This window comes from Rhodanobacter sp. G2-10 (genome assembly GCF_055809185.1).
Window position 1 is genome coordinate 325,598 of record NZ_CM147900.1, and the last position, 23,587, is coordinate 349,184.

General features: G+C 62.2%; 17 protein-coding genes, 2 tRNA genes and 3 rRNA genes. 15 read left to right on the plus strand and 7 right to left on the minus strand.

Annotated elements, in window-relative coordinates; all coding sequences use genetic code 11:
• Positions 1-105 precede the first annotated feature (105 nt).
• The 3 genes from AC0L58_RS01420 to AC0L58_RS01430 form a co-directional block, all read right to left on the minus strand.
• Complete coding sequence (locus AC0L58_RS01420) at positions 106-2,172, minus strand: sodium-translocating pyrophosphatase (protein WP_473685954.1); 2,067 nt, start codon at positions 2,170-2,172, stop codon at positions 106-108.
• Between the two features lie 185 nt (positions 2,173-2,357).
• Positions 2,358-2,819, minus strand: coding sequence for an RcnB family protein (locus AC0L58_RS01425; RefSeq protein WP_473685956.1), 462 nt, complete (start codon positions 2,817-2,819; stop codon positions 2,358-2,360).
• A gap of 148 nt (positions 2,820-2,967) precedes the next feature.
• Positions 2,968-4,245: a 6-phosphofructokinase gene (locus AC0L58_RS01430; protein ID WP_473685958.1), complete on the minus strand. Its 1,278-nt coding sequence runs from the start codon at positions 4,243-4,245 to the stop codon at positions 2,968-2,970.
• 189 nt (positions 4,246-4,434) lie between these two features.
• Between AC0L58_RS01430 and AC0L58_RS01435 the strand changes: the two genes are divergently transcribed.
• From AC0L58_RS01435 to AC0L58_RS01460, 6 genes are read left to right on the plus strand one after another with little or no spacing between them, the layout of a single operon-like run.
• Positions 4,435-5,016: an adenylate kinase gene (locus tag AC0L58_RS01435; protein WP_473685960.1), complete on the plus strand. Its 582-nt coding sequence runs from the start codon at positions 4,435-4,437 to the stop codon at positions 5,014-5,016.
• A 39-nt stretch (positions 5,017-5,055) separates the two neighbouring features.
• Positions 5,056-6,495 (plus strand): UDP-N-acetylmuramate:L-alanyl-gamma-D-glutamyl-meso-diaminopimelate ligase, encoded by a 1,440-nt coding sequence (mpl, locus tag AC0L58_RS01440; RefSeq protein ID WP_473685962.1) that lies wholly within the window; start codon positions 5,056-5,058, stop codon positions 6,493-6,495.
• Positions 6,496-6,553: 58 nt separating this feature from the next.
• Positions 6,554-7,156: an LON peptidase substrate-binding domain-containing protein gene (locus tag AC0L58_RS01445; RefSeq protein WP_473685964.1), complete on the plus strand. Its 603-nt coding sequence runs from the start codon at positions 6,554-6,556 to the stop codon at positions 7,154-7,156.
• Between the two features lie 47 nt (positions 7,157-7,203).
• Positions 7,204-8,022 (plus strand): SDR family oxidoreductase, encoded by an 819-nt coding sequence (locus AC0L58_RS01450; protein ID WP_473685966.1) that lies wholly within the window; start codon positions 7,204-7,206, stop codon positions 8,020-8,022.
• A 5-nt stretch (positions 8,023-8,027) separates the two neighbouring features.
• The gene (locus AC0L58_RS01455) at positions 8,028-9,269 is read left to right on the plus strand and encodes an acetylornithine/succinylornithine family transaminase (protein ID WP_473685968.1); all 1,242 of its coding nucleotides are present in this window, start codon (positions 8,028-8,030) and stop codon (positions 9,267-9,269) included.
• A 37-nt stretch (positions 9,270-9,306) separates the two neighbouring features.
• The gene (locus tag AC0L58_RS01460; RefSeq protein WP_473685970.1) at positions 9,307-9,726 is read left to right on the plus strand and encodes a lactoylglutathione lyase; all 420 of its coding nucleotides are present in this window, start codon (positions 9,307-9,309) and stop codon (positions 9,724-9,726) included.
• A 64-nt stretch (positions 9,727-9,790) separates the two neighbouring features.
• Here AC0L58_RS01460 and AC0L58_RS01465 read toward each other — a convergent pair whose 3' ends face one another.
• From AC0L58_RS01465 to thiE, 3 genes are read right to left on the minus strand one after another with little or no spacing between them, the layout of a single operon-like run.
• A complete protein-coding gene (locus AC0L58_RS01465) occupies positions 9,791-10,681 on the minus strand; it encodes an ion transporter (protein WP_473685972.1) in 891 nt (296 codons plus the stop codon).
• Complete coding sequence (hemL, locus tag AC0L58_RS01470; RefSeq protein ID WP_473685974.1) at positions 10,678-11,958, minus strand: glutamate-1-semialdehyde 2,1-aminomutase; 1,281 nt, start codon at positions 11,956-11,958, stop codon at positions 10,678-10,680. Before hemL ends, AC0L58_RS01465 begins: the two co-directional genes overlap by 4 nt.
• A 7-nt stretch (positions 11,959-11,965) precedes the next feature.
• Positions 11,966-12,601 (minus strand): thiamine phosphate synthase, encoded by a 636-nt coding sequence (gene thiE / locus AC0L58_RS01475; protein ID WP_473685976.1) that lies wholly within the window; start codon positions 12,599-12,601, stop codon positions 11,966-11,968.
• 113 nt (positions 12,602-12,714) lie between these two features.
• Here thiE and AC0L58_RS01480 point away from each other — a divergent pair, with 113 nt between their 5' ends.
• The 9 genes from AC0L58_RS01480 to glpK all read left to right on the plus strand — a co-directional run bounded on the left by AC0L58_RS01480 (position 12,715) and on the right by glpK (position 22,477).
• On the plus strand, positions 12,715-12,912 hold the full coding sequence (locus AC0L58_RS01480) for a rubredoxin (protein WP_473685978.1): 198 nt from the start codon (positions 12,715-12,717) through the stop codon (positions 12,910-12,912).
• Positions 12,913-13,020: 108 nt separating this feature from the next.
• On the plus strand, positions 13,021-13,227 hold the full coding sequence (locus AC0L58_RS01485) for a hypothetical protein (protein ID WP_473685980.1): 207 nt from the start codon (positions 13,021-13,023) through the stop codon (positions 13,225-13,227).
• Positions 13,228-13,718: 491 nt separating this feature from the next.
• Positions 13,719-15,263: ribosomal RNA gene (locus tag AC0L58_RS01490) — 16S ribosomal RNA — on the plus strand.
• 225 nt (positions 15,264-15,488) lie between these two features.
• Positions 15,489-15,565, plus strand: a tRNA-Ile gene (locus tag AC0L58_RS01495).
• A gap of 15 nt (positions 15,566-15,580) precedes the next feature.
• Positions 15,581-15,656: transfer RNA gene (locus AC0L58_RS01500), tRNA-Ala, on the plus strand.
• A gap of 207 nt (positions 15,657-15,863) precedes the next feature.
• Positions 15,864-18,745 (plus strand): 23S ribosomal RNA (locus tag AC0L58_RS01505).
• Positions 18,746-19,047: 302 nt separating this feature from the next.
• Positions 19,048-19,161, plus strand: a 5S ribosomal RNA gene (gene rrf / locus AC0L58_RS01510).
• Together the 16S, 23S and 5S rRNA genes with 2 tRNA genes alongside form the textbook arrangement of a ribosomal RNA operon.
• Before the next feature lie 254 nt (positions 19,162-19,415).
• Positions 19,416-20,975, plus strand: coding sequence for a glycerol-3-phosphate dehydrogenase (gene glpD, locus AC0L58_RS01515; protein WP_473685982.1), 1,560 nt, complete (start codon positions 19,416-19,418; stop codon positions 20,973-20,975).
• Positions 20,972-22,477 (plus strand): glycerol kinase GlpK, encoded by a 1,506-nt coding sequence (glpK, locus tag AC0L58_RS01520; RefSeq protein ID WP_473685984.1) that lies wholly within the window; start codon positions 20,972-20,974, stop codon positions 22,475-22,477. Before glpD ends, glpK begins: the two co-directional genes overlap by 4 nt.
• A 27-nt stretch (positions 22,478-22,504) precedes the next feature.
• Here glpK and AC0L58_RS01525 read toward each other — a convergent pair whose 3' ends face one another.
• Positions 22,505-23,440, minus strand: coding sequence for a carbohydrate kinase family protein (locus tag AC0L58_RS01525; protein ID WP_473685986.1), 936 nt, complete (start codon positions 23,438-23,440; stop codon positions 22,505-22,507).
• Positions 23,441-23,587: the final 147 nt, after the last annotated feature.

A 23,587-nucleotide genomic window follows, 5' to 3' on the forward strand; every position in this document is an offset into this window, starting at 1 on the left:
CTCGATATTGATGATCTTGATCCGCGCCTGCGGCGCCCCTCACCCCGTCCCCCTCTCCCGCGTCGCGGGAGAGGGGCGAAGGTGCCGTGCGGAAGTCGCTTGGATCTAGAGCAGCGGAATCAGCAGCAACGCCACGATATTGATGATCTTGATCAGTGGATTCACGGCGGGGCCGGCGGTGTCCTTGTACGGGTCGCCCACGGTATCGCCGGTGACGGCGGCCTTGTGCGCTTCCGATCCCTTGCCGCCGTGGTGGCCGTCCTCGATGTACTTCTTGGCGTTGTCCCACGCGCCGCCGCCGGTGGTCATCGAGATCGCCACGAACAGGCCGGTGACGATGGTGCCGATCAGTACGCCGCCCAGCGCTTGCGCGCCCGCTTCGGAGGAGCCGGCCAGCCACTTGAAGCCGAACGCCACCACCACCGGCACCAGCACCGGCAACAGCGACGGCGCGATCATTTCCTTGATCGCCGACTTGGTCAGCATGTCCACCGCCTTGTCGTACTGCGGCTTGCCGGTGCCCTCCATGATGCCGGGGATGTCGCGGAACTGACGGCGCACTTCCTCCACCACCGCGCCTGCCGCGCGGCCGACCGCCTCCATCGCCATCGCACCGAACAGGTACGGGATCAGCCCGCCGATCAGCAGGCCGATGATCACGTAGTGGTTGGACAGGTCGAACGTGGTCTCGAAGCCGAAGTGTGTCTTCAGGTTGTGCGTGTAGTCGGCAAACAGCACCAGAGCAGCCAGCGCGGCCGATCCGATCGCGTAACCCTTGGTCACCGCCTTGGTGGTGTTGCCGACCGCATCGAGCGGATCGGTGACGCCACGCACTTCCGGCGGCAGGTCACTCATCTCGGCGATGCCGCCGGCGTTGTCGGTGATCGGGCCATAGGCATCCAGCGCCACGATCATGCCCGCCATCGAGAGCATCGCGGTTGCCGCGATGGCGATGCCGTACAGGCCGCCCAGCGCGTAGGCGCTCCAGATTGCCGCGCAGATCACGATCACCGGCCAGGCCGTGGACTTCATCGAGATGCCGAGCCCGGCGATGATGTTGGTGCCATGCCCGGTGGTCGATGCCGCAGCGATGTGCTGCACGGGTTTGTAGTCGGTGCTGGTGTAGTACTCGGTGATCCACACGATCAGCCCGGTCAGCACCAGACCGATCAGCGAACATTCGAACAAGGCAAGTTTGGAGATCACCGTACCGTCGGTTTCGGTCAGGCCCTGCGGCAACAGGTTGCCGGTGACGAACCAGAACGCAATCGCGGAAAGCAAGGCCGAGATGATCACGCCCTTGTACAGCGCGCCCATGATCGAGCCGCCCTGTTTCACCCGAACAAAGAACGTGGCGATGATCGAGGCGATGATCGACACCGCGCCGAGCATCAGCGGGTACAGCAGCGCCTGCATGTCGTTGGCGAAGGTGAGACCGGCCAGCAGCATGGTGGCGATCACCGTCACCGCGTAGGTCTCGAACAGGTCGGCTGCCATGCCGGCGCAGTCGCCCACGTTGTCGCCCACGTTGTCGGCGATCACCGCGGGGTTGCGCGGATCGTCCTCGGGAATGCCCGCCTCGACCTTGCCGACCAGGTCGGCGCCGACATCGGCACCCTTGGTGAAGATGCCGCCGCCCAGGCGCGCGAAGATCGAGATCAGCGAACTGCCGAACGCCAGCCCGATCAGCGCGTGCAGCGCCACCTCACCGGTGACGCCGAGATGGTTGAGCACCAGCCAGTAACCGGTGACGCCGAGCAGTGCCAGGCCGACCACCAGCATGCCGGTGATCGCGCCGCCGCGGAATGCCACGTTCATGGCCGGGCTCAGGCCGTTGCGTGCTGCTTCGGCAGTACGCACGTTGGCCCGCACTGAGACGTTCATGCCGATGTAGCCGGCCGCCCCGGACAGCACCGCACCGATCAGGAATCCGATCGCGGTGTGCCAGTTGAGGAAAAACCCGATCAGCAGCAGCAACACCACGCCGACCATGCCGATCGTGGCGTACTGGCGGTTGAGGTAGGCCCGGGCACCTTCCTGAATGGCGGCCGCAATTTCCTGCATCCGCTCGTTGCCCGGCGACTGCGCCAGGATCCAGCGCGCGGACAACGCGCCGTACAGAATCGCCACTACCGCACACGCCAGAACGATCCAGCCATACTGCTGCAGCATCGGAACCTCCCCATGTATTGTTCGTGGCCGTCCAGAACGGGCGGTCCGACGAAGTATAAGCAGACCTTGTCGACGCGGCCGTTGTGCGTCGCAGCATTGGGCGTCCGGAACCCTCCGAAACGAGTCAGGGCCATGCACGAAGGCATGGCCCTGATTGGTTTCGGTCCCGCAGCGCCAAGCGTGAATCAGCGCAGCGCAAGATCCAGGATGATGCCGGTGGTTATTGCCACCAACAGGAAATCGTTGTCGGCACGTACCCAGTGGTAGCCGCGCGGTGGCGGACGCAGGCGGTAATAGCCGTAGTCGCGCACCACATACGTCGGCCCGCCATAGCGATGGCCGCGAACCCACCGCGTGTGCCGGTAGTGCGGGTGATACACCGGGCGATAGCCGTAGCGATGACGGTCGTGACGATAGTCGTGGCGGCTGCCGTAGTAGCGGCGGTCGTGACGGTAGTCGCGGCGACTGTCGTGGCGACGGTAGTCGACATGGCGCCGTTCCACCTGGCTGCGATGCTGGCGATGGTCGCGTTGACTGTGCTGCTGGCCTCGCCGGTCATGATCACCATGGCCGTGACGTTCGGCGAGCGCCAGGCCACTGGTGCCCAGCAGGGCAAAAGCGAGAAGCAGGCGGGTGATGAGTGGCATCGCGGATTCCTCCTCAGGTCGCTGCCGCGGCATGCGGCGGGTGACTCTTGCGATATCACCGTAGAAACCTGCGCCTGAACGTAGTCCGGCCGGCGTGTGGAGGTTTCAGCTGCGGCTCAGGCAAATCCTTGCGGTACCAGCTGCAGCCTCACTGTTCGGTGTCCTTCAGCAATTTCTTCACGGCGACATTCTTCAGGCGCACATAGTGGGGCAGGCCCTCCTTGCCGTAAGGCAGCGGCGCCTCGCCCCGGATCAGCGCCGCGAGATAGCGGCGGGCGGCAGCAGTGATGCCGAAACCGTCACGGGTGATGAAGTTGTTCGGCATCTTCTTTTCGCGATTGGCGATCCTGGCCAGCGGCGCCGGCTCGATCTTCCAGCGATAGGGCGCGTCGGCGATGCGCACGATCACCGGCATCACCGCATTCATTCCTTGAAGTGCGTAGTCGACCGCGGCCTTGCCGACGGCATAGGCCTGCTCGGCATCGACCTTCGACGCGGCGTGCCGCGCCGAGCGCTGCAGGTAATCGGGCAGGGCCCAGTGGTACTTGTAGCCGAGCTTCTGCTTGACCAGAGCCGCCAGCACCGGCGCCACGCCGCCGAGTTGGGTGTGTCCGAATGCGTCGTGGGTGCCGGCATCGGCAAGAAACTGTCCCGTCGCGTCGCGCACACCCTCGGAGGCGACCACCGTGCACCAGCCTACGCGCTCGACGGTGGCCTTGACCTTGGCCAGGAAAGACTTCTCGTCGAACGGCTTCTCCGGGAACAGGATCAGGTGCGGCGCGGCATCGGCTCCTTCCCCGGCCAGGCCGGCCGCGGCGGCGATCCAGCCGGCGTGGCGACCCATCACCTCGAGAATGAACACCTTGGTCGAGGTTTCGGACATTGAAGCCACATCCAGGCTCGCCTCCAGCGTGGAGATCGCGGTGTATTTCGCTACCGAGCCGAAACCCGGGCAGCAATCGGTGACCACGAGGTCGTTGTCCACCGTCTTGGGGACGCCGATGCAGCGGATGTCGTAGCCGAGCTTCTTGCCGATCTGCGACAGCTTGAGCGCTGTATCGGCCGAGTCGTTGCCGCCGTTGTAGAGGAACCAGCGGATGTCGTGCGCGCGAAACACCTCGATCAGGCGTTCGTACTCGGCGCGATTGTCCTCCAGTGATTTCAGCTTGTAGCGACACGAACCGAATGCGCCGCCGGGCGTGTGACGCAATGCCGTGATGGCAGCGGCGGATTCCTTCGAGGTATCGATGAGTTCCTCGCGCAGGGCGCCAAGGATGCCGTTGCGCGCGGCATAGACCTTGATGTTCTTCGCCCGCGCCGCCTCGATCACGCCCGCGGCCGTGGCGTTGATGACGGCGGTGACACCTCCGGACTGGGCGTACAACAGGTTGCCGGTGGTGGTGGGGTGGCGGCGTGCAGGGCTCATGGGTAACCTCGAATCGACGAATGACTGACGGGACGCTCGGCGGCAATTTCCTTGGACGACAAGGGCTTGCCAGTTTGCGCGTGTCGCTGCCGTTTGACGGCATCGGGCACAGCCGCTAATTTGACGGCCAATTCTTGAATCGGTCGGACTGCCGCAGTGTGCGGCAGCGGGCCGGACTTGTGGAGCATTATGCGACTCGTCCTACTTGGTGCGCCCGGCTCGGGCAAAGGCACGCAGGCTGCCCGTTTGAAGACGGCGTTGGGCGTACCGCATATTTCGACTGGCGACATGCTGCGTGCGGCCGTGGCCGCCGGCACGGCGATGGGGCTCAAGGCGAAAGCCGTGATGGACGCGGGGCAGCTGGTGTCCGACGATATTCTGCTGGGCATGCTGGAGGATCGACTGGCGCAGGATGATGCCAAGGCCGGCTTCATCCTCGATGGCTATCCGCGCAATCTGGCCCAGGCCGATGCGCTGGATCACCTGCTGGTCAAGATCGGCCAGCCGCTCGACGCGGTGATCAAGCTCGAAGTGCCGAACGAGACCATCATCGGTCGCTGCGAAATCCGCTTCAAGGCTGAAGGCCGTGCCGACGACAACCCGGAAACGGTGCGCAAGCGCTTGGCCATCTATGCCGAGCAGACCGCGCCGGTCGCCGATTTCTACGCGCGCCGGGGCAAGCTGCAGGTGGTCGACGGCGTGGGTGAGTTGGACCAGGTCACCGCCCGGATCCGGCAGGCACTGCAGAACGAATCGGCAGCTGCTGGCTGATCGCATCCCGCCGCACGCGGGCATCATGAGTTGACTCCGATGCGTCTGCATATCCTTGGCATTTGCGGCACCTTCATGGGCGGCGTCGCCGCGCTGGCGCGTGAACTCGGCTACACGGTCGAGGGCTCCGACGCCAACGTCTATCCGCCGATGAGTACGCAACTCGAATCGCTGGGCATCGGCCTGATGAGCGGCTATGCAGCCAGCCATCTGCAGCCGCCACCCGATCTGGTCGTGGTCGGCAACGCCATGACGCGCGGCAATCCGGCCGTGGAATACATGCTGGATGCCCGGCTGCGGTACATCTCCGGGCCGCAGTGGCTGGGCGAAACGGTGCTGGCCGGCCGCGATGTGCTCGCCGTGGCCGGTACCCACGGCAAGACCACCACCAGCAGCCTGCTGGCACATCTGCTTGACAGCGCCGGGCACGAACCGGGATTCCTGATTGGGGGCGTGCCGGGAAACTTCGGGGTGTCGGCGCGGATGGGAAAAGGGGGTCAGAGGCACTTTTCCGTATTGCCCCACGAAGATCGAGCTGCGCAGAAAAGTGACTCTGACCCCCTTTTCCCCGAATCCCCGCCTTTCGTCATCGAAGCCGACGAATACGACACCGCGTTCTTCGACAAGCGCTCCAAGTTCGTGCACTACCGCCCGCGCATCGCGATTCTCAACAATCTCGAATACGACCATGCGGACATCTTCCCCGACGTGGCCGCGATCCAGCGCCAGTTCCATCATCTGGTGCGTACCGTGCCGGGCAACGGCAGATTGATCGTCAATGCGCATGATGAGCGCCTCGCCGAAGTGCTGGCGATGGGCTGCTGGACGCCGGTGGAAACCTTTGGCATCGGTGCAGGTGACTGGCAAGCCCGCCTGATCGAAGCGGACGGCTCCGCTTTCAGCGTGCATCACGCCGGTCGGTTGATCGGCGAGATCCACTGGTCACTGCTGGGCCGGCACAGCGTGATGAACGCGCTGGCCGCGCTGGCGGCTGCGGCGGCGGCAGGTGCCGATCCGCAAGCCTTGCTGCCGGCCTTCGCCACATTCGAAAGCGTCAAGCGCCGGATGGAATTGGTGGGCGAGGTGGGCGGCGTACGCGTTTACGACGACTTCGCCCACCATCCCACCGCGATCGCCACCACCCTGGCCGGGCTGCGCGCGAAGGTCGGGGGCGCGCGGATCTGGGTAGCGCTGGAGCCGCGTTCGAACTCGATGCGCCAGGGTGCGCATGCGGCGGCGCTGGCGCCCTCGCTGGCCGATGCCGATCAGGTGGTGTTTCTGCAGCGTCCCGAGTTGTCGTGGGACGCTGCCGCCGTGACAGCGGCGTTGACTGGTCACGGTACGACGGTGTCGACGGTGGACGCCTTGATCTCCACCCTGCGCGCGCAGGTCCGGCCAGGCGATCAGGTGATCTTCATGTCCAACGGCGGTTTCGAGGCCGCGCCACGTCGCTTCGTCGAGAGCTTGCGCGACGTCTGAGTCCGGTTCGAGGCCGCGCCCGCAGACCGCGCGCACCGGCACTGGTTACACTCGGCCGATGGCTACCCAGTCCGCCCAGCTCGATATGCCGTTGTTTCCGCTTGGATCGGTGCTGTTTCCGGGTGGACGACTGCATTTGCGCATTTTCGAGCCACGCTATCTCGACCTGGTGCGCGAGTGCAGTCGCAACGACAGCGCGTTCGGCGTGTGTCTCATCCTCGCCGGGCAGGAGACAGGCGAGCCGGCCGTCCCTGCGGCGATCGGCACCTTGGCGCGGATCAGCGACTTCCATCGCGACGAAGATGGTCTGCTGGGTATCGTGGCCGAGGGCGGATCGCGTTTTCGCGTGGCGCGCAGCCGGATTCGTGCCGACGGCCAGCTGCGTGGCGACGCCGAACTTTGGCCGTGCGAGCCGAACGTCGAGGTGCCGGTGGAGTTTGCCTTGCTGCAAAGCATCCTCGAACGCTTGATCGAGACGATGGCGCCCCAGTGGCGGCAAGCGCCGCGCAGCAACTACGAGGATGCCAGCTGGCTCGGTTTTCGTCTGGCCGAATTGCTGCCGCTGGATTGCGGCGAACAGCAGCACATGCTGGAGCTGACCGATCCGTTGCAACGGCTGGCCGAGTTGCGCGACATCCTGCCGCGGTTCCAGAAGCCCTGATGTGCCCGCTCCGCTAGACTACGAGTCTTTCTGACGGAGCCGATCGCATGGGCACCCTGGCTGGCAAGACCCTGTTCATCACCGGTGCCTCGCGCGGCATCGGGCTGGCGATCGCGCTGCGCGCTGCGCGCGATGGCGCCAATATCGTGATTGCGGCCAAGAGCGCCGTGCCAAACCCCAAACTGCCCGGCACCATCCACACTGCCGCTGCCGAGATCGAGGCGGCAGGCGGCAAGGCGCTGGCCTTGCAGGTGGACATCCGCGAGGAGGCCGAAGTCGTCGCTGCGGCAGCCCAAGCGGCCGAGCACTTCGGCGGCATCGACATCGTGGTCAACAACGCCAGCGCGATCTGGCTGGCCGGTACCGCCGACACGCCGATGAAACGCTACGACCTGATGCACCAGGTTAACAGTCGCGGCACGTTCCTGGTCACCCGGACCTGCCTGCCGTACCTGAAGCAGGCGGACAATCCGCACGTGCTGATGCTGTCGCCACCGCCGAACCTCGACCCGAAGTGGTTCGCGCCACACACCGCGTACACCATCGCCAAGTACGGCATGAGCCTGTGCGTGCTCGGCATGAGTGCCGAATTTGCCGAGCTGGGCATTGCGGTAAATGCCTTGTGGCCGCGCACCGTGATCGCCACCGCGGCGATCGGCATGATCGACGGCGTCACCGCCGAACACTGCCGCAAACCGGACATCGTTGCCGATGCCGCGCATGTGATGCTGACGCGTCCGTCGCGCGAATACACCGGTCATTTCGCGATCGACGACGACGTGCTGGGCGAAACCGGCGTGACCGACTTCGACCACTACGCGGTACAGCCCGGTGCCGCGTTGCTGCCGGATTTGTTCCTGGACTGATCGCCATGTCGCACGCACCGGATAAGGACGATGTCTCGGCTCTGATTGATCTCGGCAAGCGCTACTGGCTGCCCGTCTACCAGCCGCGCGAGCTGGTGCTTGACCATGGCAAGGGTGCGCGAGTGTGGGATACGCAGGGTCGCGACTACATCGACTTCGGTGCCGGTATCGCGGTGAACGCGCTGGGCCACCAGGACCCGGACCTGCTCGCGGCGCTGACGGCACAGGCACACAAACTCTGGCATGCCAGCAACGTGTTCTACACCGAGCCGCCATTGCGACTGGCCGAGGAACTGGTCAAGGCTTCCGGCTTCGCCAAGCGCGTCTTTCTGTGCAATTCGGGCGCGGAAGCCAACGAGGCCGCGATCAAGCTGGTACGGCGCTGGGCCTCGTCCAAAGGGCGGCCGCCGGAACAGCGCACGATCGTCACGTTCAAAGGGTCGTTTCACGGCCGCACGCTTGCCACCGTCACCGCGACGGCTCAACCGAAGTATCAGCAGGGTTGCGAGCCGCTTCCAGGCGGTTTCCGCTATCTCGACTTCAACGATGTGGCGGCCTTGGAGCAGGCCTTCACCGAGGGCGGCATTGCCGCGGTGATGCTGGAGCCGGTGCAGGGCGAAGGTGGCGTGGTGCCGGCGGCGCCGGGTTTCATGGAGCGCGTGCGCAAACTCTGCGATGCGCACGACGCGCTGCTGGTGCTGGACGAGATCCAGTGCGGCATGGGTCGCACCGGCAGCCTGTTTGCCCACACCGACGAGGCCATCACGCCGGATATCGTCACCCTGGCCAAGGCACTCGGCTGCGGTTTTCCGATCGGCGCGATGTTGGCCGGCCCGAAGGTGGCCGAGGTGATGCAGGTCGGCGCGCACGGCACCACCTTCGGCGGCAATCCCATGGCGGCAGCCGTGGCGCGAGTAGCGCTGGCCAAACTCGCCTCGCCAGCGGTGCTGGCCAACGTGGAGCGCCAGGCGAACGATCTGCGCGCGGGTCTTGCGAAAGTCGATCACGAAGGCGAACTGTTCGCCGAGGTGCGTGGCCGCGGCCTGATGATCGGCGCGGCACTGGCTCCCGCCTACGCAGGCAAGGCTGGCGTCATCGTCGACCACGCAGCGGCACACGGCCTGCTGCTGTTGCAGGCCGGGCCGGATGTGCTGCGTTTCGTGCCACCGCTTACCATCACCGACCAGGAACTGGCCGAAGGACTGGCGCGCCTGCACGCGGCCTTGAGCGCGTTTGTCGCAGACTGAAGCCGTGGTGACGCTGCTGTCGCCGAGGAGGCCCGCAATGAAATACCTGCACAGCATGGTGCGCGTACGTGATCTGGAAGCTTCGCTGCGCTTCTACTGCGAGGGGCTGGGTCTGCGCGAGGTCCGGCGTCGCGAGGTACCCGAAGGCAAGTTCACCCTGGTGTTTCTGTCCGCGCCGGACAGCCCGGAGGCCGAAATCGAGCTCACCTTCAACTGGGGCTCGCAGGAAGACTATGGTTCGGCACGCAATTTCGGCCATCTCGCCTTTCAGGTGAGTGACATCTATGCCACCTGTGAGCGATTGCAGTCGATGGGCTACACCATCAACCGGCCGCCACGGGATGGACACATGGCCTTCGTGCGTTCTCCCGACCTGATCTCGATCGAGCTGCTGCAGGATGGTCATCTGCCCGCGCGGGAACCGTGGGCCTCGATGCCGAATCACGGAAGCTGGTAGCCGACTGCGCCACCTCGCGCTTGTTTTCCGCGCTATCGAGTCGAGACCCGGGCAATAGGCAGAGTCATGTCGGATCCGGCAGCCGATGCCCGCAGCGCCGACAATGCAAGGCATCGAGCTCATGTTCCGGCAACATGCATTGCGTGCACACGATGCTGCGACGTTTCGGACGCAAGGTATTGGCCAGTTCGGCCGTGTAGATGCCGGTGGGCACCGCGATGATGCTGTAGCCGATCAGGATCAGGATCGAGGTGATCAAGCGGCCCAGCGGCGTGTGCGGTGCAATGTCGCCGAAGCCCACGGTGGCCATCGTCACCACCGCCCAGTACATGCTGGTGGGAATGCTGGTGAAGCCGTTTCCCGGACCCTCGATCACGTACATCAGCGCGCCGAAAATGATCACGATGGTGATCACCGCGCAGATGAAAACGAAGATCTTGCGCCCGCTTCGTGCCAGTGAACCGATCAGTACGCCGGCTTCGCTGGAGTACTGCACCAGTTTGAGTACGCGAAACACGCGCAGCAGGCGCAGTACCCGCACCACGATCAGGTAGTTGCTGCCGACCAGCACCAGCGACAGATAGGTGGGCAGGATCGCCAGCAGATCGATCACGCCGAAAAAGCTGGTCGCATAGCGCCATGGCTGCTTCACCACGCTCAGTCGCAGCAGATACTCCGCGGTGAACAGGATCGTGAACACCCATTCGGCAATGAACAGTACCTGGTGCCAGCGGGCCTTGATGTCGGTGACGCTGTCGAGCATGACTACCGCCACGCTGGCCAGGATGGCCAGGATCAGCAGCAGATCGAAATTGCGTTCGGCGGGCGTCTCGTGGTGAAAAACCAGCCGATACCAGAGATTGCGCCAGGGCTGCTCGCTCGCTGGCTGAAATTCCCTCTCGAAAAAGTTCGCGTGCCGCTCCGGCAATTGTTCCGCCTGGGGTGACTGGGTCATGGGCGCAGTATCTGGAACGCTGTCCGCGCCGCGTCAAGCGTCTGCGCGATGACGCCGTCGTCGTGTGCGCTGGACATGAAGCCGGCCTCGAAGGCGGACGGCGCAAGGAACACGCCTTGTTTCAACATGGCGTGGAAGAACCGGTTGAACGCATCGCTGTCGCAGGCGACTGCCTTGGTGTAGCTGTCCACCGTCTGCGCGCCGAAGAAGAGTCCAAACATGCCGCCGACCCGATTGGTGCTGAAGGCGACGCCGGCGCTGTCGGCGACCGCTTGCAGTCCGTCCGTCAGCAGGCGAGTGCGTGCGGCCAATTGTGCATGGAAGCCCGGTGCCTGGATCAGCTCCAGCATGGCCAGACCCGCCGCCATCGCCACCGGATTGCCACTCAGCGTGCCGGCCTGGTAGATCGGGCCGGACGGTGCGATCTGCTCCATCAGATCGCGTCGGCCACCATAGGCCCCGACGGGCATCCCGCCACCGATGATCTTGCCGAATGTCGTGAGATCCGGGGTGACCCCGTAGTGCGCCTGGGCGCCACCGAGCGCCACGCGGAAACCAGTCATCACTTCGTCGAAGATCAGCACGGTGCCTGACCTTGTGCACAGCTCACGCAGACCCTGCAGATAGCCATCCAGCGGCGGGATGCAGTTCATGTTGCCCGCGACGGGTTCGATGATCAGCGCCGCCAGTTCGCGCCCCTGTTCGGCGAACAGGGCCTTGGCGGCGTCGAGATCGTTGTAGGGCAGGGTCAGGGTGAGGTCGGCATTGCCTGCGGGCACACCCGGCGAGGTCGGTACGCCGAAGGTCAATGCGCCGGAACCGGCCTTGACCAGGAAGCTGTCGCCGTGACCGTGGTAGCAACCTTCGAACTTCACGATCTTGCTGCGCCCGGTGGCGCCGCGGGCTAGCCGGATGGCCGACATCGTGGCCTCGGTGCCGGAATTGACCATGCGCACCATGTCGATCGAAGGAATCAGGCGGGTGATCGTCTCGGCCATGTCGACTTCGGCGGCGCAGGGCGTGCCGAACGAGAGTCCGTGCCGGATGGCGCGCTCCACCGCTTCGCGCACGGCGGGATGATTGTGGCCGACGATCATCGGCCCCCACGAGCCGACATAGTCGATGTAGCGCTTGCCTTCGACATCCCACAGATACGGCCCGTCAGCACGTTCGGTGAAAAACGGCTCGCCGCCGACCGACTTGAAGGCCCGCACCGGCGAATTCACGCCGCCGGGCATCAGTGGAAGGGCACGCTGGAACAGTTCGTGATTCGTCATCAGGTTCTCAATGGCTGGAGTGGGGAAACAGCTGGGCGAAGCGCTGCGCCGCGTGGCGCACATCGGCTGCTCCGAACAGCGAGGAAATCGAGGCGACGTAGTCGGCACCGCTTTCGATCAACAATGAGGCATTGTCCGGCGTGATGCCGCCGATCGCCACCCGGGCCACGCCGAGCGCGGCGCTTTGCCTCAGCAACTCAAGCGGAGCGATGGTTGCCGTCGGCTTGGTCGGCGAGGGAAACATGGCGCCGAATGACACGTAACTCGCCCCCGCCTGCGCCGCGGCCCGTGCATCTTCCAGGGAGTCTCGACAGGCAGCACCGACAATGGCCGCGGGGCCGAGCAGGGCACGCGCCTCGCGGATCCTGTCCTCCGAGTGCGCCAGATGCACGCCATCGGCGCCGATCGCCTGCGCCAGCGAGAGATCCTCATGAATGATCAGTGGCACGCCGTGTGAGCGGCACAACTGCAGGATCGCAGTCGCTTCGTCATGGCGGCGAGCATCGCCGGATTCCTCATCCAGGTACTGCAACAAGCGGGCCCCGCCAGCCAGCGCCTGTGCCACGACATCCAGCAAATCGGCACGCGGGCCGTTGGTGATCGCATACAGGCCGCCGCCTGCGAGTGGGGCAAGAGTGTTCAAGTAGGGGTCTCCGTCATGGGCGTTTGTGGGCATGGTGGGATCGTCGCGCTTTCGTATTGTCGGTCGAGTTGCGAGAATGTCCTATTCCCTTGGTGATCCGAAGAAGCCCGACCATGAGCCAGAGTTCCCCCGAAGCCACCGCCTCGCGCAAATGGATGTGCGTCGTCTGTGGCTACATCTATGACGAGGCAGTAGGCGTACCCGACGAAGACATTCCGGCCGGTACACGTTGGGAAGACGTCCCTGAAACATGGACCTGCCCGGACTGCGGCACGACCAAGGACGACTTCGAAATGATCGAGATCGACTGAGCGCCGGATCTCGCCCGCAAACAGTCAGATTCCGTCAGTGCATCGGCCGGATCAGATGTTTTGATGTTCCTGCGCACGATCGGTAGCGCGCCAGACGAGGAGCATCTCATGCTGCAGTTCATTCCATTTGAAGACGACTGGGACGCACTGGAACGCCTGCGCCCGGAGGATCTCATCCCCTACCGCGTCGGGTTGTTGCCGGAGCCGGCGGAGGCGGTGTCGGTATCAACGCACACCCGGAGTGCCATGACGCTCCCGACGCCCGCCGCCACCTCGGCAGCGCTGGCGTGGAATGCGGGCAGTTCAGGCGCATAACCCCGGATCGACCTCCACGACGGGACGGACGCATGTCCGCCCCGTCATGCATTGTGGGGGGGCGCGGCACAGCCCGGCACGACAGGAAGTACCCGGGAATTTCACCCAGACCCTTCCCACGGGAGCAAGGCGGCGCTATGATGCTCGCCCCTCCGACGACATGCCCTGTCTTCGGAGCTGTCTGCAACAAACCATGCCGGGAAATATTCGCGCAAAGGTGTTGACGACCCCGAAAAGCGATGTAGAATGGGCGGCTCACCCGGGACGAAAGGTCACGGGGCGCAGGCTGGAAACAGGCTGCAAGCGAAAAGATCTTTGACAGTGTGCGCAGGTGAATTGTGTGGACGTCTTGCGATGGAAGGTTACGACCTGTCCAAGCAATGCAAGCGTCCCACCAAGTAGAAAGTCAGTAATGAGTTTTGCCTTGGTTGGGAACAGACGCTTCAGAAAGATAGATGGCCAAGCCCGCAAGGGTGAGGTTGTCGAAAACTTAAGTGAAGAGTTTGATCCTGGCTCAGATTGAACGCTGGCGGCATGCCTAACACATGCAAGTCGAACGGCAGCATGAGAGAGCTTGCTCTCTTGATGGCGAGTGGCGGACGGGTGAGTAATGCATCGGGACCTACCCAGACGTGGGGGATAACCTCGGGAAACCGGGACTAATACCGCATACGTCCTACGGGAGAAAGCGGGGGACCTTCGGGCCTCGCGCGGTTGGACGGACCGATGTGCGATTAGCTAGTTGGTAGGGTAATGGCCTACCAAGGCGACGATCGCTAGCTGGTCTGAGAGGATGATCAGCCACACTGGGACTGAGACACGGCCCAGACTCCTACGGGAGGCAGCAGTGGGGAATATTGGACAATGGGCGCAAGCCTGATCCAGCAATGCCGCGTGTGTGAAGAAGGCCCTCGGGTTGTAAAGCACTTTTATCAGGAACGAAATACCACGGGTTAATACCCTATGGGGCTGACGGTACCTGAGGAATAAGCACCGGCTAACTTCGTGCCAGCAGCCGCGGTAATACGAAGGGTGCAAGCGTTAATCGGAATTACTGGGCGTAAAGGGTGCGTAGGCGGTTCGTTAAGTCTGTTGTGAAATCCCCGGGCTCAACCTGGGAATGGCAATGGATACTGGCGAGCTAGAGTGTGTCAGAGGATGGTGGAATTCCCGGTGTAGCGGTGAAATGCGTAGAGATCGGGAGGAACATCAGTGGCGAAGGCGGCCATCTGGGACAACACTGACGCTGAAGCACGAAAGCGTGGGGAGCAAACAGGATTAGATACCCTGGTAGTCCACGCCCTAAACGATGCGAACTGGATGTTGGTCTCAACTCGGAGATCAGTGTCGAAGCTAACGCGTTAAGTTCGCCGCCTGGGGAGTACGGTCGCAAGACTGAAACTCAAAGGAATTGACGGGGGCCCGCACAAGCGGTGGAGTATGTGGTTTAATTCGATGCAACGCGAAGAACCTTACCTGGCCTTGACATGTCCGGAATCCTGCAGAGATGCGGGAGTGCCTTCGGGAATCGGAACACAGGTGCTGCATGGCTGTCGTCAGCTCGTGTCGTGAGATGTTGGGTTAAGTCCCGCAACGAGCGCAACCCTTGTCCTTAGTTGCCAGCGAGTAATGTCGGGAACTCTAAGGAGACTGCCGGTGACAAACCGGAGGAAGGTGGGGATGACGTCAAGTCCTCATGGCCCTTACGGCCAGGGCTACACACGTACTACAATGGTCGGTACAGAGGGTTGCGAAACCGCGAGGTGGAGCCAATCCCAGAAAGCCGATCCCAGTCCGGATCGGAGTCTGCAACTCGACTCCGTGAAGTCGGAATCGCTAGTAATCGCGGATCAGCTATGCCGCGGTGAATACGTTCCCGGGCCTTGTACACACCGCCCGTCACACCATGGGAGTGGGTTGCTCCAGAAGGCGTTAGTCTAACCGCAAGGAGGACGACGCCCACGGAGTGGTTCATGACTGGGGTGAAGTCGTAACAAGGTAGCCGTATCGGAAGGTGCGGCTGGATCACCTCCTTTCAAGAAATGGCAGTCGCAACGTAAAGTTGCAAGACGTCCACACAAGACACCTGTACTTCACGCGAAGGGTTTGCTTGACGCAACCTCCCTGTTGCGAAGAGCGAACATCAAGACCGGCCATCCATGGCCGGACTCTTCACAACAGCCGCTTCGAACGGAGCTAACGACCGCTTCGAAGGGGTAACTAGAGTGATTGGCTCGCGGGTTCTGGGGTTCACCTTTCATGGGTCTGTAGCTCAGGTGGTTAGAGCGCACCCCTGATAAGGGTGAGGCCGGTGGTTCGAGTCCACCCAGACCCACCATTCCAAGGGTTCCTTGGGGCCTTAGCTCAGCTGGGAGAGCACCTGCTTTGCAAGCAGGGGGTCATCGGTTCGATCCCGATAGGCTCCACCAAGGACTCGGACGCGTGAAGTATCAGCACACCAAAGATTTTTGAAATCGTCCGGCATTGAGGCCGGTACGATGTTCTTTGAAAACACGTAAACGAGTGACAAGCGTCTTGGTTCGAAACCGAACCGAGGCAAGTGTTAAGGCACGAAAACGAAGTAACTTGGCTGCCCCTGAGGAGGGGGCGTGCCCCGAGGCGACTTGGGGTTATATGGTCAAGCGACTAAGCGTATACGGTGGATGCCTTGGCAGTCAGAGGCGATGAAGGACGTGGCAGCCTGCGAAAAGTGTCGGGGAGCTGGCAACAAGCTTTGATCCGGCAATGTCCGAATGGGGAAACCCACCGCGCAAGCGGTATTGCATGATGAATACATAGTCATGCAAGGCGAACCCGGGGAACTGAAATATCTAAGTACCCGGAGGAAAAGAAATCAACCGAGATTCCGTCAGTAGCGACGAGCGAACGCGGACTAGCCCAAAAGTATCTTGTGTTCTAGTCAAACGGCATGGAAAGGCCGGCCATAGATGGTGATAGCCCAGTCGACGAAAGGGCACTTGATATGAAAATGAGTAAGGCGGGGCACGTGAAACCTTGTCTGAACATGGGGGGACCATCCTCCAAGGCTAAATACTCCTGACTGACCGATAGCGAACTAGTACCGTGAGGGAAAGGCGAAAAGAACCCCGGAGAGGGGAGTGAAATAGACCCTGAAACCGTATACGTACAAGCAGTGGAAGCCCGCAAGGGTGACTGCGTACCTTTTGTATAATGGGTCAGCGACTTACTGTCTGTGGCAAGCTTAACCGTATAGGGGAGGCGAAGAGAAATCGAGTCTGAATAGGGCGCATAGTCTCAGGCAGTAGACCCGAAACCGAGTGATCTATCCTTGGCCAGGTTGAAGGTGCGGTAACACGCACTGGAGGACCGAACCCACATCTGTTGCAATAGATGGGGATGAGCTGAGGATAGGAGTGAAAGGCTAAACAAACTCGGAGATAGCTGGTTCTCCTCGAAAGCTATTTAGGTAGCGCCTCGGACGAATCTTCCTGGGGGTAGAGCACTGTTATGGCTAGCGGGTCATCGCGACTTAGCAAACCATGGCAAACTCCGAATACCAGGACAGACTATCCGGGAGACACACGGCGGGTGCTAACGTCCGTCGTGAAAAGGGAAACAACCCAGACCCGCAGCTAAGGTCCCCAAGTCATGGCTAAGTGGAAAACGATGTGGAAAGGCATAGACAGCCAGGAGGTTGGCTTAGAAGCAGCCATCCTTTAAAGAAAGCGTAATAGCTCACTGGTCGAGTCGGTCTGCGCGGAAGATTTAACGGGGCTAAGCCATGCACCGAAGCTCGGGGTGTGCACACTTGTGTGTACGCGGTAGAGGAGCGTTCCGTAAGCCTGTGAAGGTGTGTTGTAAAGCATGCTGGAGGTATCGGAAGTGCGAATGCTGACATGAGTAACGATAATGGGGGTGAAAAGCCCCCACGCCGAAAGCCCAAGGTTTCCTCGCGCAACGTTCATCGGCGCAGGGTGAGTCGGCCCCTAAGGCGAGGCAGAAATGCGTAGTCGATGGGAAGCAGGTTAATATTCCTGCACTTTTCTATAGTGCGATGTGGGGACGGAGAAGGTTAGGTCTACCGGGCGTTGGTTGTCCCGGGGAAAGGCGGTAGGCATGGGTCTTAGGCAAATCCGGGACCCTTTATGCCGAGCACCGAGACGAGCCCTATTGGGCAAAGCGACTGATACCACGCTTCCAGGAAAAGCCACTAAGCTTCAGCTATAGAAGAACCGTACCGTAAACCGACACTGGTAGGCAGGGTGAGAATCCCAAGGCGCTTGAGAGAACTCGGGTGAAGGAACTAGGCAAAATGGCACCGTAACTTCGGGAGAAGGTGCGCCCTTCGATGTGGTCACGTGCGTGACTGAGCATTGAAGGGTCGCAGTAACCTGGCCGCTGCGACTGTTTATCAAAAACACAGCACTCTGCAAACACGAAAGTGGACGTATAGGGTGTGACGCCTGCCCGGTGCTGGAAGGTTAATTGATGGGGTCAGCCGCAAGGCGAAGCTCTTGATCGAAGCCCCAGTAAACGGCGGCCGTAACTATAACGGTCCTAAGGTAGCGAAATTCCTTGTCGGGTAAGTTCCGACCTGCACGAATGGCGTAACGACAGCGGCGCTGTCTCCACCCGAGACTCAGTGAAATTGAATTCGCTGTGAAGATGCAGCGTTCCCGCGGCAAGACGGAAAGACCCCGTGAACCTTTACTATAGCTTTACACTGAACGTTGAGTTCTTCTGTGTAGGATAGGTGGGAGGCTTTGAAACCAGGACGCCAGTTCTGGTGGAGCCATCCTTGAAATACCACCCTGAAGTGCTTGACGTTCTAACCTCGATCCGTAATCCGGATCAGGGACCGTGTATGGTGGGTAGTTTGACTGGGGCGGTCTCCTCCCAAAGAGTAACGGAGGAGCACGAAGGTACGCTCAGCGCGGTCGGACATCGCGCACTGTGTGCAAAGGCATAAGCGTGCTTGACTGCGAGATCGACGGATCAAGCAGGTACGAAAGTAGGTCTTAGTGATCCGGTGGTTCTGTATGGAAGGGCCATCGCTCAACGGATAAAAGGTACTCCGGGGATAACAGGCTGATACCGCCCAAGAGTTCATATCGACGGCGGTGTTTGGCACCTCGATGTCGGCTCATCACATCCTGGGGCTGTAGCCGGTCCCAAGGGTATGGCTGTTCGCCATTTAAAGTGGTACGCGAGCTGGGTTCAGAACGTCGTGAGACAGTTCGGTCCCTATCTGTCGTGGGCGTTGGAGATTTGAGGGGGGCTGCTCCTAGTACGAGAGGACCGGAGTGGACGTTCCGCTGGTGTTCGGGTTGTCATGCCAATGGCATTGCCCGGTAGCTATGAACGGAAGTGATAACCGCTGAAAGCATCTAAGCGGGAAGCACGCCCCAAGATGAGATCTCCCGAGAGCTTGACTCTCCTTAAGGCACCATCAAGACCAGGTGGTTGATAGGTCAGGTGTGGAAGCGCAGCAATGCGTTGAGCTAACTGATACTAATGAGCCGTGCGGCTTGACCATATAACCCCAAGTGGCTTCACACGTGCAGATCCCTCTGCGAAAAGCCCAGCCATCCATGGCTGGACTCATCGAAAGAGCGATCGTTCCGAAGCATTTGCCGAATAGTTCGATCGACCTCGACGCTTGTCACTCGTTTACAACTTATTTCACGTGAGATCCTTCTCACGAGAAGAAGAGTCAACACCCCGCCGTCCATGGCGGACTCTTCAACTCTCCGAGGGAATCTCCGCGGGAGAGCCGGCTGCCAGGCCGACTCTTCAACCAATGTGGAGCCGGCGCCTACGCGCTGCTCCCACCCCTTCCCTGGCGGCCATAGCGGCGTGGTCCCACCTGATCCCATCCCGAACTCAGAAGTGAAACGCGCATGCGCCGATGGTAGTGTGGCTCGTCCATGCAAGAGTAGGTCACCGCCAGGGGCTTTATCCTGATCAACCCTCACCGGAAACGGTGGGGGTTTTTCTTTGTGAGGCGCACATCGCGGACTTCGTGTTTGCTGTGGCGATCGCAGATCGCATCCCGCAACAGATCACCGCCACGGGCTTTGTCCTGATCAACCCTCACCGGAATCGGTGGGGGCTTTTCTTTTTGGGCTGTGGCGATCGCAGACCACATCCCGCGATGCGTGGCCGGAGCCCGCCAGTGCGTGTTAGCTTTCATGGTGGCGCGACTGATGTGGCACGTGAGGAGGACCGGCTTGCACGGCGACACGGACATTCTGGTGGTCGGTGGTGGCGTCAACGGTGCAGGTATCGCGCGGGATGCGGCTGGGCGTGGGCTTTCGGTCACGCTTTGCGAACAGGACGATCTCGCCGCACACACCTCCAGCGCCAGTACCAAGCTGATCCATGGCGGTTTGCGCTACCTGGAGCAGTATGAGTTCCGGCTGGTGGCCAAGGCGTTGGCCGAGCGCGAAGTCATCCTGCGCCTGGCGCCGCACATTACCTGGCCACTGTTGTTTGTGCTGCCGCACGAATCACATCTGCGACCGGTGTGGATGATTCGACTGGGGCTGCTGCTGTACGACAGTCTTGGCGCAGGACATCGGACCCTGGCGGATTCGCACGCCGTGGACTTGCGCCAGCACGTCAGCGGCGGGCCACTGAAGGATATCTATTCGCGTGGCTTCGTCTATTCCGACGGTTGGGTGCAGGATGCGCGCCTGGTCGTGCTCAATGCCATGGATGCGGCGCGTCGTGGCGCCGACATCAGGGTGCAGACGCGCTGCGTGGAAGCCCATGTCGAAGACGGCATGTGGCGTGCGCAAGTGCGAGGCCCCGATGGGCGGCGGCAGACTTTGCGCGCACGCGCCCTGGTCAACGCTTGCGGCCCATGGGCGGGCAGCTTTCTGGGCGACGTGCTGGGTCGGGCGCATCATCGCGACGTTCGCCTGGTCAAGGGCAGCCATATCGTGGTGCCGCGGCTGTTCGAGCACGAATACGCCTATCTCTTCCAACTGGCTGATCGCCGCATCGTGTTCGCGATCCCCTATGAGAGCGACTACACCCTGATCGGCACCACGGACGTGGACTACCACGCCGACCCTGCCCAGGTGCATATCGAGGTAGACGAAAGGCGCTATCTGTGCGACGCCGTGAATCAGTACTTCCGTGTGCCGGTACGGGTCGAAGACGTGGTGTGGAGCTACAGTGGCGTGCGCCCGTTGCTCGACGAGAGTGGTGACGCAAGCTCGGTGAGTCGCGACTACCACATTGAGCTCGACAATGATCAGGGCGCGCCACTGCTCAATGTCTTCGGTGGAAAGATCACGACTTACCGGCGCCTCGGGGAAGAGGCGGTCGATCGGCTGGTCGACGCACTGCGCATGCGCAAACCGGCCTGGACCGAGCACGGCGATCCGCTGCCCGGCGGCGATTTCGCCGACGCCGAGCGCGTGATCGCTGCCTGGTCACAGCGCTGGCCGTGGTTGCCGACGGCATTGGCACACCGCTGGCTCCGTCACTACGGCACTTGCACGGCCATCCTGCTGGGCGACGCCGCCGGCCTGGAAGACCTCGGCCTGCACTTTGGCGCGCAGCTCTACCAGCGGGAAGTCGACTACCTCGTTTGCCACGAGTGGGCCCGCCGCAGCGAGGACGTTCTGTGGCGTCGTACCAAGCTGGGATTGCGCCTGAGCGCCGAGGAGAGCCGGCGCCTGCAGGACTATCTGGATGCAGCCGTTTCCGGCCTGATCGGTGCGCCAGCTTGCGAACCGGCAGGAGATCCCGCATGAGTGGAGCATCCGGGCTCATCGTCGCGATCGACCAGGGCACGACCAGCTCGCGCGCGCTGATCTTCGACGCACAGGGGCGCATCGTATCGTCGGCGCAACGCGAGTTCGAGCAGATCTTTCCACGCTCCGGCTGGGTGGAGCATCGCCCGCGCGACATTCTGACCAGCGTCCAGGTGACCCTGGCCGAGGCGATGCACAAGGCCAACCTCGACGCGTCGGCGGTGGCCGGCATCGGCATCACCAACCAGCGCGAAACCACGGTGGTATGGGACCGGAAAACCGGTGAGCCGGTGTACAACGCCCTGGTCTGGCAGTCGCGGCATTCGGCGGACATATGCCGGGACATGCACGGCGAAGCGGTCGACGCGCTGATACGCGAGCGCACCGGGCTGTTGCTGGATGCCTATTTCTCCGCGACCAAGCTGGTCTGGCTGTTCCAGCACGTCGATGGCGTGCGCGAGCGCGCGCGTCGGGGCGAGCTGCTGTTTGGAACGGTGGACACCTGGCTGCTGTGGAACCTCACTGGAGGCAGGGTGCATGTCACCGACATCACCAACGCCTCGCGCACCCTGCTGTACAACATCCACGCGCAATGCTGGGACGAGGATCTCCTGAAGCTGTTCGGGATCCCGGCGTCGATGTTGCCCGAGGTGCGTGGATGCAGCGAGGTCTATGGCCGCATCGAGGCGAAGTACTTCTTCGGTCGCGATGTACCCATCTGCGGCATCGCCGGCGACCAGGAGGCGGCGTTGTTCGGTCAGGCATGTTTCGAGCCGGGCATGGTCAAGAATACCTATGGCACGGGCTGCTTCATGCTGATGAATACCGGCAACCTCGCGGTGCCGTCGCAGCATGGCCTGCTCAGCACGGTGGCCTGGAAGGTGGATGGGCAGGTGGAATACGCGCTGGAGGGCAGCATCTTCGTCGCCGGCTCGGTGGTGCAGTGGCTGCGCGATGGCCTGCACCTGCTGGACAGTGCCGACCAGTCGCAGGCTTGTGCGCAGAGCGTGACGTCGACCGACGGCGTCTACCTGGTGCCGGCCTTTGCCGGGCTGGGCGCGCCGTATTGGCGCAGTGATGTGCGCGGCGCCATGTTCGGACTATCCCGGGGAACGCGAAAGGAGCATCTGGTGCGCGCCGCGCTGGAGTCGATGGCCTACCAGACGCGCGACGTGCTGACGGCGATGGAGGCCGATGCCGGCATCGCGCTGAAGGAATTGCGTGCCGATGGCGGCGCGATCGCCAATGATTTCCTGGCACAGTTCCAGAGCGACATGCTCGGTGTGCCGGTCTTGCGCCCGGGCATCGGCGAAACGACCGCGCTGGGCGCGGCGTATCTGGCGGGTCTGGCCGTGGGGGTGTGGGACAGCCGCGAGCAGATTGCCCGCATGTGGCAACTGGAGCGCCGCTTCGAGCCGATGATGGGTGAATCCGAACGCGAGCGCCTGTACGGCGGCTGGCAGGCGGCGGTCAACGCCACGATCGGGTTTCGTGTCGACTGAATCCAGCGAGCGATCCGGTAGTGGCGGTCAATCCAGCGCGTAACCGAACTGATCGAGGAAGGCTGCGGCGAACTCGGCGTAGTTGAAGCGCTGGTTCTGGGTGCCCGGATGCTCGACTTTCAGCGCACCCATCAGCGAGGCGATCCGGCCGATCGTCGGCCAGTCCTTGCCACGCATGATGCCGAACATCAGGCCGGCCCGATAAGCGTCGCCGCAACCGGTCGGATCCACCACCTGGCGTTCGCGTGCCGGTGGAATGTGATGGGTCTCGCTGCCGACATGGATGATCGAACCGCGTGGACCCTGGGTCACGATATAGGCGTCGACATGGCTGGAGATCTCGTCGGCACTCCAGCCGGTGCGCGCCTGCAACAGCTGGGATTCGTAGTCGTTGACGATCACGTAGGTCGACTTGCCGATCATCGACCGGAATTCCTCACCATTGAACAACGGCATGGCCTGACCGGGATCGAAGATGAACGGGACACCCCGCGCGGCAAAGTCATCGACGTGCTGCAGCATCGCCTCGCGACCGTCCGGCGCCACGATCGCAAAATCGATCTGCGGAATGTCGCGCACGTGATTTTCCTGCGCGCTGGACATCGCGCCAGGGTGGAAGGCAGTGATCTGGTTGTTGTCCAGGTCGGTGGTGATGAAACATTGCGGCGTGAATTGGTCGTCGAACACGCGCACGCCATCGAGACGAATGCCGCACTCCTCCATATGCTGCCGATATGGCGCAAAGTCCTGCCCCACAGCGGCGACGGGCAAGGGATCGCCGCCGAGCAATTTCAGGTTGTAGGCGATATTGCCGGCACAGCCGCCGAACTCCCGACGCATCGCCGGCACCAGGAACGACACATTCAGGATGTGCATCTGGTCGGGCAGAATGTGATTCTTGAACTGGTCCTGAAACACCATGATGGTGTCGTAGGCCAACGATCCACAAATGACGGCGGGCATGATGTTCGGGAACCCCTTGGCAAGTTTTGAGATGCCGCGACTGCCGCGGGCGTCCATGATCGTCGTCGGAGTCGACAACCAAAGTGTGCAATCGTAGCGCCATCGCTTCGGCTTGGCGACTTTCCACGCCAGCCCGGAGCTCAACTT